The 12,958-nt window shown below is 45.8% G+C and carries 17 protein-coding genes; 14 read left to right on the top strand and 3 right to left on the bottom strand.

All coding sequences use genetic code 11. The annotated features are described in order from the left end of the window. Nucleotides 1-2 precede the first annotated feature (2 nt). The 13 genes from ispH (at nt 3) to IE163_RS13885 (ending at nt 9,464) form a co-directional block, all read left to right on the top strand. The gene (gene ispH, locus IE163_RS13945; RefSeq protein WP_189433589.1) at nt 3-932 is read left to right on the top strand and encodes a 4-hydroxy-3-methylbut-2-enyl diphosphate reductase; all 930 of its coding nucleotides are present in this window, start codon (nt 3-5) and stop codon (nt 930-932) included. Between the two features lie 25 nt (nt 933-957). Next, nucleotides 958-1,986 carry a sensor histidine kinase gene (locus IE163_RS13940; RefSeq protein WP_189433588.1) on the top strand — a complete coding sequence of 343 codons (1,029 nt, stop codon included), beginning with the start codon at nt 958-960 and terminating at the stop codon, nt 1,984-1,986. Between the two features lie 4 nt (nt 1,987-1,990). Further along, complete coding sequence (locus IE163_RS13935; RefSeq protein WP_189433587.1) at nt 1,991-2,698, top strand: LytR/AlgR family response regulator transcription factor; 708 nt, start codon at nt 1,991-1,993, stop codon at nt 2,696-2,698. 144 nt (nt 2,699-2,842) lie between these two features. Continuing rightward, nucleotides 2,843-3,244 carry a type IV pilin protein gene (locus IE163_RS13930; RefSeq protein WP_189433586.1) on the top strand — a complete coding sequence of 134 codons (402 nt, stop codon included), beginning with the start codon at nt 2,843-2,845 and terminating at the stop codon, nt 3,242-3,244. Nucleotides 3,245-3,250: 6 nt separating this feature from the next. Next, nucleotides 3,251-3,709, top strand: a complete 459-nt coding sequence (locus IE163_RS13925; RefSeq protein WP_189433585.1) for a GspH/FimT family pseudopilin — start codon at nt 3,251-3,253, stop codon at nt 3,707-3,709. Further along, nucleotides 3,709-4,122, top strand: coding sequence for a type IV pilus modification protein PilV (pilV, locus tag IE163_RS13920; RefSeq protein WP_229833577.1), 414 nt, complete (start codon nt 3,709-3,711; stop codon nt 4,120-4,122). The genes IE163_RS13925 and pilV (IE163_RS13920) overlap by 1 nt, the downstream gene beginning before the upstream one ends. Nucleotides 4,123-4,130: 8 nt before the next feature. After that, nucleotides 4,131-4,625 carry a PilW family protein gene (locus tag IE163_RS13915; protein ID WP_229833576.1) on the top strand — a complete coding sequence of 165 codons (495 nt, stop codon included), beginning with the start codon at nt 4,131-4,133 and terminating at the stop codon, nt 4,623-4,625. Between the two features lie 16 nt (nt 4,626-4,641). Then, nucleotides 4,642-5,841 (top strand): PilX N-terminal domain-containing pilus assembly protein, encoded by a 1,200-nt coding sequence (locus tag IE163_RS13910; RefSeq protein ID WP_189433582.1) that lies wholly within the window; start codon nt 4,642-4,644, stop codon nt 5,839-5,841. Nucleotides 5,842-6,129: 288 nt separating this feature from the next. Then, nucleotides 6,130-6,606 (top strand): type IV pilus modification protein PilV, encoded by a 477-nt coding sequence (gene pilV / locus IE163_RS13905; protein ID WP_189433581.1) that lies wholly within the window; start codon nt 6,130-6,132, stop codon nt 6,604-6,606. Between the two features lie 15 nt (nt 6,607-6,621). After that, nucleotides 6,622-7,584, top strand: coding sequence for a PilW family protein (locus IE163_RS13900; RefSeq protein ID WP_189433580.1), 963 nt, complete (start codon nt 6,622-6,624; stop codon nt 7,582-7,584). Between the two features lie 43 nt (nt 7,585-7,627). Next, the gene (locus IE163_RS13895; RefSeq protein WP_229833575.1) at nt 7,628-8,005 is read left to right on the top strand and encodes a hypothetical protein; all 378 of its coding nucleotides are present in this window, start codon (nt 7,628-7,630) and stop codon (nt 8,003-8,005) included. Then, a complete protein-coding gene (locus tag IE163_RS13890) occupies nt 8,002-9,063 on the top strand; it encodes a hypothetical protein (RefSeq protein ID WP_189433579.1) in 1,062 nt (353 codons plus the stop codon). Before IE163_RS13895 ends, IE163_RS13890 begins: the two co-directional genes overlap by 4 nt. Continuing rightward, entirely contained in the window at nt 9,063-9,464 is a 402-nt protein-coding gene (locus IE163_RS13885; protein WP_189433578.1) for a type IV pilin protein, read from the top strand. The genes IE163_RS13890 and IE163_RS13885 overlap by 1 nt, the downstream gene beginning before the upstream one ends. A gap of 7 nt (nt 9,465-9,471) precedes the next feature. Here IE163_RS13885 and IE163_RS13880 read toward each other — a convergent pair whose 3' ends face one another. Beyond that, nucleotides 9,472-9,969, bottom strand: coding sequence for a GspH/FimT family pseudopilin (locus tag IE163_RS13880; RefSeq protein WP_189433577.1), 498 nt, complete (start codon nt 9,967-9,969; stop codon nt 9,472-9,474). Nucleotides 9,970-10,057: 88 nt separating this feature from the next. Beyond that, entirely contained in the window at nt 10,058-10,888 is an 831-nt protein-coding gene (gene nadE, locus IE163_RS13875; RefSeq protein ID WP_189433576.1) for an NAD(+) synthase, read from the bottom strand. A 165-nt stretch (nt 10,889-11,053) separates the two neighbouring features. On the opposite strand from nadE, the gene glnB reads away from it, so the two are divergent. Next, complete coding sequence (gene glnB / locus IE163_RS13870; protein WP_189433575.1) at nt 11,054-11,392, top strand: nitrogen regulatory protein P-II; 339 nt, start codon at nt 11,054-11,056, stop codon at nt 11,390-11,392. A 46-nt stretch (nt 11,393-11,438) separates the two neighbouring features. On the opposite strand, the gene IE163_RS13865 is transcribed toward glnB, so the two are convergent. Continuing rightward, nucleotides 11,439-12,950, bottom strand: coding sequence for an FAD-binding domain-containing protein (locus IE163_RS13865; RefSeq protein ID WP_189433574.1), 1,512 nt, complete (start codon nt 12,948-12,950; stop codon nt 11,439-11,441). Between the last annotated feature and the right edge of the window lie 8 nt (nt 12,951-12,958).

Below are 12,958 nucleotides of genomic sequence, written 5' to 3'. Positions count from 1 at the left end.
GCATGGATATTTTATTAGCCAATCCACGCGGATTTTGCGCTGGTGTTGATCGTGCCATTAGCATTGTCGAGCGGGCGCTGGAATTGTTTCCGCATCCTATTTATGTACGGCATGAAGTGGTACACAACAAGTTTGTGGTAGACGGTTTACGCCGCAGCGGCGCCATTTTCGTGGACGAGCTGGATGAAGTGCCCGATGATCAAATTGTGATCTTTAGTGCCCATGGGGTATCTCAGGCAGTGCGCGAAAATGCCAGACAGCGCGGCTTAAAGGTCTTTGATGCCACTTGTCCGTTGGTTACCAAGGTGCATATGGAAGTGACCCGCGCCAGCCGCAAAGGCGTCGAATGTATCTTAATCGGCCATGCCGGCCATCCAGAAGTAGAAGGCACCATGGGGCAGTATAACAATGCCCAGGGAGGCATCTATCTGGTAGAGTCGGTGGAAGATGTACAGCAATTGCAAGTGAAAAACCCACTGCAGCTGTGTTACAGCAGTCAAACCACCTTGTCGGTAGATGATACGGCTGATGTGATTGATGCGCTGCGCGTGCGCTTTCCAGAAATTGAAGGTCCACGCAAAGATGATATTTGTTATGCCACGCAAAATCGTCAGGACGCGGTGCGTGAGCTGGCAGCAAAAGCACAGTTAATGCTGGTGGTGGGTGCTAAAAATAGTAGTAACTCCAACCGGTTGCGCGAATTGGCTGAAAAGCTCGGTTGTACTGCCTACTTAATTGATACCGCTAACGATATTCAGCAAAGTTGGCTGGATGGCGTTGATAGTGTTGCCGTTACCGCGGGGGCTTCTGCGCCAGAGGTACTAGTGCAGGATGTTATTGCCCAGCTAAAAATGTGGGGTGGCAATAGCGTTACCGAAACCACTGGCCGGGAAGAGAATGTGGTATTTGCTATACCGGCGGAGTTGCGTTAATTTTAATCAGCCAGGAGGCTAGCTAATGTTGAACCCGCAGATTCAGGTTAGCAGGCGCCTCCCCGATTTTCGAGCGCCAGTTCAAGTGTTGCGGGTTATTGTTTTTGCCCAGGGACTGGCGTTGTTACTTGCCTTTGCCCCCTTTACCCTTGATTCATCTCCGTGGTACCGGCTTGGCTTTATTAGCTTGTTTGTACAATGGATTGCATTAATCAGTTGCCTGGCTTTTAGTCTGTTTACGCCATTGCTTAGCAAGGTAAGTTTATGGCAGTTAGCTTTACTCACCCAGGCGATCTTGCTCAGTATTACCGCTGGATGCACAGTCATCAGCTTTTGGTATTTTCAGCAACTAGCACCTGACATTGACCTCTTAGTGATTCTAACAAACAATTTGTTAATCTGTTTTATAGTGGCGCTTTTGGTTATTCAATTCCTGATTATGGCTGACGAGCAAAGCAAGAGGATCACGGCTTATAGCCAAGCAGAATTGACAGCACTGCAAGCGCGGATCAGACCGCACTTCTTATTTAATGCGCTAAACTCGATGGCAGAGTTGATTCATCAAGATGCAGTAGCAGCGGAGGCCGCGTTACTTGATCTCGCAGCTTTGTTTCGTGCAGCTATGCAAAGTACGATGATGATTCCGTTGACAGAAGAGCTGGAGTTATGTCGGCGCTATTTATCACTAGAGCAGTGGCGATTGGGAAATAGATTGGTTGTAACCTGGCAGTTAGTGGAACCGCTACCGGAGCTAAAACTACCCGCATTAACGCTACAACCCTTGTTAGAAAATGCTATTTTACATGGAATCGAACCGACGACAGCGGGGGGAGAAATTATCATTGCCATGATACTCACTAAGCAACAGCTTAAGATTGAGATAACAAATCCCTTGTGCGGCGCCTCAACAAAAGATCAACATAGTGGTATGGCTCTGCAGAATATCCGACAGCGCTTAGCTTATGTTTTTGGCGAAGCAGCACTGATGTTAGTTGTGGCAAAAGAGCAATACTTCAGCGTTACGCTGTTGTTGCCACTGAGACATCAGGATTAGCACTATGCATGTCTTAATAGCAGATGATGAGCCTCTAGCACGCAGCCGCTTAAAACGACTGTTGATGGAAACCGGGCTTAATGCAGAGGTATCTGAGGCCGCTTCAGCTGCCGAAGCGCGAAATATGGCAACTAACCGGATACCTGATTTGGTCTTGTTAGATATTGCTATGCCCGGTGAGGATGGTTTGTCTTTAGCTGAGTTCTTTGCCAAGTTACCTGAACCTCCAGCGGTAATTTTTGTTACGGCCTATTCTGAGCACGCTTTGGCAGCCTTCAATGTCCACGCCGTTGATTATTTGTTGAAACCAGTGACGACAAGCCAACTGAAACAGAGTTTACAAAGAGCCTACCAACTGAACCGCTTACAGAAATATCAGTCAGGGCCGTCTGTTATTCGCTACCAACAATCTGGTTTGAGTAAAAGTATAACGCTAGATCAGGTGCTGTATTTTTCTGCTGAAGATAAATATGTGCGAATGTACATGCAGGGTGATGACGTCTTGCTGGATCAAAGTTTGAATCAATTGGCGGCATCTTACCCTCAATTACTCCGTATTCATCGGCAAACCCTTATTAATCCGTTACATCTTACTGCTATACGTCACCCTGCAAATAATCCTTGCTTGGCAGAGTTGGCCCATGGCAGGTTCAATCTACCTATTAGCCGACGTGCTTTGAGTTTGGTAAAACAAGCATTAAATAAAGTATAGTAACTCCAGTACCCGCTAGTGCTATCGCCGGTAGTTTTGGTACAACCGCTAGTCAGAAAAATCTACCCTTTATCCATTCTTGCTGGCGCTCCTCGCATTAACTGTTATCTTTGCTTTATAAGACGGTGCTTATGGATTGCCAGAATGCGATGTAATGTGAACAGAAAGACTCAACAACTAGGTTTTACTCTAGTTGAATTGATGGTTGTAGTAGCAATTATTGCCATTTTAGCGGCTATTGCGTTTCCTGCTTATCAGAATTATGTGCTGAGGTCTGCGCGGACGGATGCGAGGGACGCGCTGATGAATGTTGTGCAACAACTTGAGAGACATTACACACAGAATAACTCCTACACAAGCTACTCTTTGCCCTCTAGCAGTTCTCCAGCAGGACTTTATACCTTAACGCTAACTAAAGCGGCTACGACCTATACCGTTACAGCAGCACCAGTATCTGGCTCAAGACAGGCAAAAGATACCTGTAAAAGTTTCTCAGTTAATCAAGCTGGAGTAAGAACCTCAGATCCAGCAACGGGATGTTGGTGAACATCTATGCATAAACGTCAGGGCGCTTTTAGCTTAGTTGAAATGATGGTTACCATTGCGGTATTAGCTATTGTACTGGGCATAGCAACACCTTCTTTTCTTGAGATGTTGAGACAAAATACGCTGAGAAGCCAAGCTAATGAATTGTTGGGTTTAATGCATTATGCCAGGACCGAAGCAATAAAACGTAGAGTCAACGTTGCTGTAACAGTCACACCTGGTAATGGTTGGAAAGCGGAAGTTGTCCAACCGGGAACAACCACCGTTTTGCGAAGTATAGATAAAACAACGACTTCAGTCTCGCTTGCTGGTGCAAGCGCGAGTGACATCGTTTTTGATCTAAGAGGTCGCAGGCAGAGCAATCAAAACTGTTTTCAGTTGTCTTATTATAGTAATAACCGTCGATTACTTATTGAAGCTGGAGGCTCAATTAAAATCGAGTCAGGCCAATGCGGAGGTTCGTAGTGTTAAATCGGCACTTACTTAGGATAAAAGGCGAGACAGGGTTCTCATTATTAGAGGTGTTAATTGCCGTACTCATTATTGCCTTTGGTTTGCTGGGCATGGCGGCATTGCAACTTAAGACAGTGCAGAATAGTCACTCTGCTTATCAGCGAACCTTGGCCAGTATTATCGCGATGGATGCGTCAGAGCGCTTGTGGATTAACTTAGGGGACACCCCCGCGAAATCAGTTGCAGCGATTCAGGCTGAATGGCTGCAGGCTTGGAATAACACTTTACCAGCCAGTAATACTGCAAGCGCTATTGAAGATCTTGGCAGTGGTAGCTGGAGGATCTCGGTTAGATGGCAAGAGAATCGTTTTGCTGGCGAAAATGCAGTTGAAACCTTTGTCTATGAAATGGACCTCTATCCATGAAGCAAACTATGCGGAACAGACATCAGCTTGGCGTGACACTGGTAGAGCTGCTAATCGCTTTAACCATAGGGATCGTCGTGCTGGGTGGGGGAATACAGATTTTTATCAGTGGCCAGCAGGCATACAATGAGGCGCAGCGATTTAATCGATTACAAAGCGATTTAAGCTTAGTGACTGATCTGTTAGCCACGGACATTCGCGCCGGAAATATTGTAGGCTCAGCACCAACGCTTGTTTTGATTGGTCCTGATGGCACGACAGAATACCGGCTGGATCCGAACAATACGTTGGTTCGTCAGGTAGGGTTAGGCACTGCCGAAGTTTTATCTGAAGACATAGTGGCTTTTAGTTCGTCCTGTATTTCAGTGGGCGGGACTGATTGCCCAACTGCGATTGGCGTTAATGTGCAGTTAACGATGAGAGCTACTGCAACCGATAATATTACAGTTAATTTTCGAATTGGGGTACGCAACAATATCCTAATTAGAAAGTTTGGTAGCTGAGATTGAGGATTACATTATGAAAAGTTACCAGAGTGGTTCAGTACTGGTTGTGAGTTTGTTACTACTTTTAATCATTACTATCGTTGGCGTATCAGGCGTCAGTAACTCTCTATTGGGCGAACGATTAGCGGCGAATCAGAAGCAAATTTCAGAAGCAATGATGAAAGCTGAAAGTGGGCTAGTCTCCTCACATAATTTCTTTATGATCCCCACAAATATTGCAAAGTGGCCTACTACAGACACAAGCTGGTCGGCAGACAAGGTTAAGTTGGAAGGATTAAAGGACAATGTTGTAACTGGCTTACACTGGTATATTGATAGTATAAGTTTTGTGAGCAATAGGGCCTTAGTCGTCAGCTGTGGTATTCATAATGGTTCTGGGGTTAAAAGGTGTATTCAAAGTATTATGCAGCGAGGTTCTGGTGAGGGGAATCTGGCAGCAATGAATATTATTGGCACTATTAAAAACATGACTGCCGCCAGTAGCTCGCAGTTTAAGATAGTAGGCGAAATGATATCGGGCTCTGTGGTTGCGCCGGCTATTGCGACTAATACTGAGGGGAATGTACAGAAAATCCTTGATTCGACGAAGGATAGTCGTGAAGCCAACTATGTTGGTGGTGTCAAACAAGTTGAGTTTACAGGTCCTTTTGGTGATGCAAATGAAATGCGGTTATTTATTGACACCGTGAAAGCAGAGTGTGCCATTACCAATAATTGTTTAAATGAAACTAATATTAATAACAAGTCTTTTCCGACAGCAGCTTCGAAAATCTATATTTTGAAATGCCCGGCAAGCTGTGAGCTTGCAGGTAATACCACAGGTAAAGGGATTTTGATTGTTGAGGGAAATGTTGTGTTCAGCGGTCAAGCGACCTTCGACGGTTTGGTCATCGTCACCGGTAGTCAAGTGCGGCTGAATGGTTTGGGTAATAACGGGCTAAGAGGGACTTTAGTAGTTGCCCACATGGTTGAGAATAAGGTTGCAGGCGGTCCATCTGATTGGACATTCGGTTCAGCAGAAGCCACCATTGATCTGGATCTGAAAGGTGGTGGTAATGCTAAAATTGAATTTAACCGCCAGTTAGTTGCTGAGGCGAGGGAGTTACTTGGTGCTGGGGCAAAAGATCTGTGGCAATTTACTGATACCAACAACGGTTCTGTTGGCTCAGGTTCGACATCAATTCGGGTCACTAGCTGGAGTGAAGTCAATTAGTAGCAACTAACACAGCTTATTCGTTGCGAGTTGGCGCCCTATTATTAATATTTTTTAATAGGGTACAGCCGCAGTCCTTATAGTAAGGTGCAAGTTCTACGGTATTGTAACAGCACTAGGTGTCAGAAAAGATTAACGATACCTAAATTGCGACTGTCAGATAGTATTGGTATAAAGTTTTTCTGGTTTTTTGCAACCTTTTTTTTACATCTTTTGGTTTAAATAGTCTTGAAAAGTTAACCTAATGCGCTAAAGTTATAATCCCAAGGGTTTATAACCGAGGTCGTTATGGAACACCAGCGTGGTGCAACATTGATCGAAGTTTTGATCACTTTGCTTATTCTAAAAGTCGGGTTGCTGGGGGTACTGGCAGGGCAGCTGTTAGCACTAAAAGTTGTTACCGATGCTAGCCAGCGCACCACTGTTGTTGCCTTGTCACATGAAATTACTGAGAAGTTAGCCGCTTTTTCTACCTTGGCGGGTAGCACTTTTTCCTCTAATCATTCTTTAAATATGCCGTCATGCAATGATGCTGCGCCTTGCTCGTATCAGGATTCACGTCAGTATCTGGTTGCGCGCTGGCAACAAAAATGGCAATCAGAACAGTCTGGTTACGGCCTGCTATTTTCCCCTGAGTTTTGTTTGCAGCAGCAAGGCGGCCAAATTGAATTAACCGCCAGTTGGCGGCAGCATGCGGCAATGGCAGTAAGCCAGGGACAAGCCTGTGCAGCAACAGCAGGGCGTTCAGCATTGCAACTGAGGTAATCTAAGGAGTAGCAAATGACAGCTAAGCATGGAGGCTTTTCGTTAGTAGAGATAATGATCGCTATGGTGTTGGCGTTACTACTACTAATGCTTATTTTAACTGCGTTTAGTTCTTTGCAATCTTCTTCTACCCAAACCCGGCAATTGGCGTTGTTACAACAAAATGGCCAATTAGTTTTAAATCTACTGAACAACGAATTACAAAATGGCGGATTTTGGGGTGGGCAAAGCTTGCTGGATATTAACAATGCCGGTAGCGCTATAATGGCACCCAGCAACGATTGTTTTGAAGCTGGCCTTGATACTGGTAGTTTCCCTCAATTTAAGCAGCCTTTTATTACACTATTTTCTAACACGGCTACCGGTTCTCGTCAGCTTAACTGTTTAAATAATTTATTGCCAAATACCGAGTTTTTGCAATTAAAGCGCAGCATAGGTATTCAGGTTACTCGAAATGAAATGCGTAACAATCGCTTTTATTTGCAAGCCGATTGGCAGCAAAGTCGCTTTGTAGACATAGATACTGCCAGCGGCAGTTCCATGCTTTTGTTCCCCTATCAGCATTCGGTGCTTTACATCCAGCAACAGCAATTAGCAGGGCAAAGCATTCCGGTATTAATGCGAAAAAGACTGGTTAGAAATGCAGCTGGTGCAGCAAATATGGCTACAGACTCCATTATTGACGGCGTTGAACGTTTACATTTCGAGTTTCTAATCGACAGTGATTTGGATGGACGTCCAAATTACAGTTTGGCAACTAGCCAAATGACCCCTAATCACTGGTTACAGCAACAAAGCCGGATAGTTGCTGTGCAGTACCATGTGCTGCTCCGTTCGTTAGAGCCCGATCGGAGCTATATAAACGACCGGCATTACCAACTCGGCAGCCTAAGTTATACTGCGCCGGGTGATCATTATCGCCGCTTGCTACTGAGTGGTGCAGTTTATTTTGAAAATACCGTCTTGGCGGATAGGTGAGGATATTAACGGTAAAGACTTAGGTTAAAGCATCGGAGGATCTATGAAAAATAGAGGGATGGTTTTACTCACTGCGTTGTTATTTTTGATGATTATGTTGTTGATGGTGGCGAGCAATTTATATATCAGCCAGCTTAGTATGAAGTCGGCGCAAGCGGCCCAGCAGCAATTGCAACTGGAATATCATGCTTTGCAGCGGCATTTATCTCAGTTAAACGGTTTGGATCCCGCAGAATTGCCACTAAACACCATCAATTTACCTGCTTGCCCGGGTGTTTATGCTGCCTGGTCAGATGCCGCTTTACAATGCGAACTATTGTTTCTTGAGACCAGCATGCAAAGTAATAATACACCGCTGGTTAGTCGCTATAACAGCTTGGTACTAAGAAAACGCGTTCGCTTACCGGAGGCGGCTTTATGAAATGGCTTATACTCATTAGCGGTTTTTTCTGGTCTAACGTTTTTGCGCTATGCCCACCCTTGTTACCCGACCCGGTGCGGGTGTCGTTAAAACATCAGCAACAAAACACTGTGGCAGAGATCGCTGTTGCAGAACTTGAATCTGGCATGCAGCAATTGCAATTACGGTTGCTGCAACGCCATATGCCACTTGCCAGCTTAGATCTATTGCTAGGCAGCAAACCATTGCAAGTGCAAGCCAGCCCCTTAGTGGAAGACTCGAATCTGGATGGATTTGCAGACCATGTTTGGTTTATCAGTACTGAGGGCATACTCTGGCGTTTCTCAATCTTAGAGGGCGTTTTTAGTAAACCCCAACTAATGGCCGATTTAAGTGATAGTGGTTTAGATTTTATTGCGACAGCAGCCTTACTGCGAACGAGACTTCCCAGTAGCTTAGCGCCTTTGGCATGGCGCCATGCTGATCAGCAATTGCTGTTGTTAGTGGCTCGCGATCGGGTGACGGGGCATGACAGTATCCTGATGTTAAGATTTAGTATGGGACCGTCAACTGGCACTATTACCCGTTTTGCCCATTTAGCCGATAGAACGCTAATCAATGAAACAGCACAAAGCCAGGCACTGTCAGCAGCTGATTGGCGAGCACTTTTGTCCAGAGCTGGTTGGCAAGTGCAATTACCTGGGAAGATTAGTACAGCCCCAAAAGTAGTGGCCGGTGTAATCTATGCTGCAGTTGCCTCAACGCACACCGCTGATGATTGTGTACCCAGAGACAACACCCAGCAGTTGTATGCGATGCATTTGCATACGGCAGCCAGTGTTTATAATACGCTAAGCCAGCAAATACCTTATCTTCCTGATGCAGCTCTTGCTTTGCAACAACAGGCTAATAAACAATTAAAACTGGTATTAAGGAGTGAACAGCAGCAAACCGTAATAAAGCCCAACCTGTTGAAAATTAGTGCAGAGTGTCATAACTGCACAGAGCCGCTTAGCTTAGATAAATTCCCCCTATGGAAAAGGCTTGCTACATACCGAAATGAGCGAGGAGCCTACTGATGGCCAGATTAGGTTTTAGTTTACTCGAGATGCTAATTGTGGTGCTACTTTTGGGGATTCTGAGCGCTATCGCTTACCCGGCTTACCAGCAGTATGTGTTGCGTAGCTACAGAGCTGAAGCGGTCAAAACCTTGTTAGCCATCGCTAACCGGCAGGAGCAACTATTGGCTGATTATGGCGAGTACAGTACAGAATTAGTGCGATTAGGGCTACCGACGGGCGAAAGTCCTTCTGGCCGCTACCGCGTGCAAGTGGAGCTTTATGCCAATAATCAGGCTTATAATTTACTGATGACAGCACAGGGGCCGCAACAGCAAGACAGTCAATGTCGGCGGTTTAGCCTTAATCAGTTAGGGCAACGTAATAGCGAACTCGCTGAGCCAATTAGTTGCTGGGGGTAAACCGGGGCTAAACCGGGCAACTCTCGGGATGCTGACTTAGGCGGTTTCGCCCAGCTTGATTTAGTACCAAGCGGTAATGCCATTGGTAAGGTGCTGGAGGACAGTAATAAAAAGTGCCATTTTCCAACGCATCTAAACTGCCGTCGCGCCGAAATTGTATCTGTTGGCGATTGTAACTAAGGCGATGTTGCGTGGGGACCTTAGGAATTTCTCTTAGTAATATTGTGTCAGCACTCAGCGGATTGATGAGTGTCAGCTGTATGGGGTGCTGTTGCCAGTTACCTTGACACTTACCTGCTGTGGTCGGACAAACTTGCACAGGCAATTGACTAATACTGGCTTTAATCCTTGCATAATGTAAATGACGGCTAAATTGCTGCATATAGCTGCTGGCCCGTTGTTTATGCAGCAGTTCGGTAAAGGATGGCGTTGCGATACTTAACAAAATACTGAGGATAACGATGGTTATCAGCATTTCTACCAAAGTTAGACCACGAATAGACATAAGCTACACTCCGTCACCAGACAGACTTAAAGTGTAGCTCTAAATGTCAAAAAGTAAATTAAATGTAATTTTTGTTTAATTGTTGGTTTTAATCATAAACCGTTGGGATGGCTTGTCGTTTGTGCTGGGTTTTTTGGTAGATTTGTACCAACCTCGCTGTGACTTCTGGTGCTACCGTTAAACCTTCTAAAAAGTCATCAATTTGCTGATAGGTTAAACCCAACGCTGCCTCATCTGCTTTTTGTGGTGCTAAACATTCCAGATCGGCGGTAGGGGTTTTTTCAACTAATAATTCTGGTGCGCCAAGTTGCCGCGCTACAGCTCTTACCTGGCGCTTACTTAAACCAAATAGCGGTGCTAGATCGCAGGCGCCATCACCCCATTTTGTATAAAAGCCAGTGATATTTTCTGCAGAGTGATCAGTGCCTAACACTAACCCACCTTGCAGGGCAGCAATATGATATTGCGCTAACATACGACAACGTGCTTTAACATTGCCTTTGGCAAAGTCAATCATGGCCTCACTGGGCAATGGCAAAACGTCAATACCACTTAGCGTATCTTGGTGCAGTGCATCGGCAGCGGCTTTAATATTGACCGTTACTGCCTGGCTTGGCTGGATAAAACGTAGCGCCAATTGCGCTTCGTCTTCATCTTTTTGCACGCCATAGGGTAAACGGACAGCGATAAAACGATAATTAGCCTCAGTGGCCTCAGCATTTAATTCATTTACTGCCAGCTGAGCTAAACGACCACAAGTCGTGGAGTCAACCCCACCACTAATCCCTAATACCAGCGTTTGCAAACCTGCGGTGCGAAGCTGTTTTTTTATAAAATCAACACGACGACGAATTTCATACTCTACGTCAATTTGCGGCAACACCCGCATTTCCTGAATGATTTGTTGTGCAATACTCATAGTAGCCTCATTGACTGAATCGTTGTTGCTGATGCGAAAACTGCGCTAGTTGTATATTAACGTATCTTTAGCAAAGAAGATCAACAAAGTCGTGCAAACAGCTGAAGCAAAAGGCAGCTTGTATTATACTGCCGCTATCTAAAGGATAACGCGGCGGTCGAAACCATGAAGAAAATTGAAGCAATTATCAAACCTTTCAAGCTGGATGATGTGCGCGAAGCGCTGGCTGAGATCAACATTACCGGTATGACAGTAACGGAAGTCAAAGGCTTTGGCCGGCAAAAAGGCCATACTGAGCTCTACCGCGGTGCTGAATACATGGTAGATTTTTTGCCTAAAGTGAAATTAGACATTGTTGTACCTGATGATCAGGTTGAACGCTGTGTTGAGGCCATCATGAAAACGGCACAAACCGGCCGTATTGGTGATGGTAAAATTTTTGTGTTCGACGTGGAAAGAGTTATTCGGATCCGTACCGGCGAAGAAGACGAAGAAGCGATTTAGCGGCTAACTTGATAGTAGCATTGCTGGCTAAAAAAGCTGATTAACTTTATTCGCTAAATAAGGATAGCTGTTGCTTAGAAACGGCTTTTCGCCGTTCTACGGGTCTGTTACGGCTGGCATGGCGCATCATAATGCGTTTTTTTTCGTCCGACCAACAATGGCGGTGCGTGGCTAACCAGGTTTTTAGCCGTTGCCGGGCGAAGCGAATAGCGTGCTCGGCAGCAACAACTGGCTCGGGGTAATCGCGGCCGAGTACGCAACCATACTGCAGCTGTTGTTGTTTATTCAGCAACCAGGGTTGATGTAGCCAGCTTGTTGGGATTTGACGCAGCTCGGGCAACCACTGCCGGATAAAATGACCATCAGTATCTTTTTGTATGCTTTGCTTGATCGGGTTATACATGCGGTTAGGGTTAATGCCGGTGGTGCCGGCTTGCATTTGTATTTGTGGGTAGTGAATGCCCGGCTCATAGTCAACAAAGCAACGAGCTAAATGCAGCGCAACTGGCCGCCAGTGTAGCCATAAATGATAGCAGGCAAAGGCCACTAACATGGCCCTGCCCCGAAAATGCAGCCAACCTGTATGCAGTAACGACCGCATAGCCGCATCGATCAGTGGGTAACCGGTATTGCCTGTAGCCCAGGCATGAAAGTAGGCTGCAGAAAAATCAGTTTCGCGCAGCCCATCAAACCCCCGGTGCATATTTCTAAATTCAATTTCAGGCTCATCTTCCAGTTTTTGGATGAAGTGGCAATGCCAGCGTAGACGGCTATAAAAAGCGTCCAGGCCTTGTTTTTGACGCTCTGACTCAGCAGCACAACGCTGTTGCCAACTTTGTTGTTGTAAGGCACGCATACTGAGCAATCCGTAACTTAAATAGGGGCTTAAACGAGAGCAGCTGTTTGCGGCCTTGGAAGCATAAGAGATGCCACCACGATAAAATTGCGCCCGCGCGCTCAAGAAACTTTGTAATGTTTCAGTGACCTGCTGGGCATGCTGTGGCTGAGAGCACAGTGCCAGATCTTGATAACGTTCAGGCCATGGCAACGGAGCTTGCCAATTGCTATGGCAAATAAAGGGTAGGCTATCAGGTGTGGGATATAACGATTGTGTGAGCCAGGCATCGGCTTGCTTAAACCAATGATCACGGTTTGTAAGAGGCCTGAATACTGCAAACTGTTTAAATTGATACCAGGGAATGCCGCGCTGTTGCCAAAACCTGGCAACAGCGATATCACGCTGATAACTCCAGAGATTACCGGTTTCTTCATGGCTATAGACAGCACTGATTGGAAACCGTTGTAATAGCGCATTGAAAACGCGGCTGGCGGCGCCATAGAACACCAGCAAAGGCTGCCCTAGTGCAGACAATTGTCGCTGCAACTGAACCAAAGCTTCATGAATAAAAGCCCAATGCCGCAATGAGGTATCAGGTTGCTGCCAATAGTCCGGTTCAACAATGTACACCGGCAACACTGCTTGACCATGTTTGGCGGCATGGTATAAGGCGGCGTGATCACTTATCCGTAAATCACGCTTTAGCCAGAGTAGATGCATAAAGTAGC

This window comes from Alishewanella longhuensis (assembly GCF_014653435.1).
Taxonomy (GTDB): domain Bacteria; phylum Pseudomonadota; class Gammaproteobacteria; order Enterobacterales; family Alteromonadaceae; genus Alishewanella; species Alishewanella longhuensis.
Note: the sequence above shows the minus strand (reverse complement) of the source record. Positions and strands in the feature narration are given on the sequence as shown.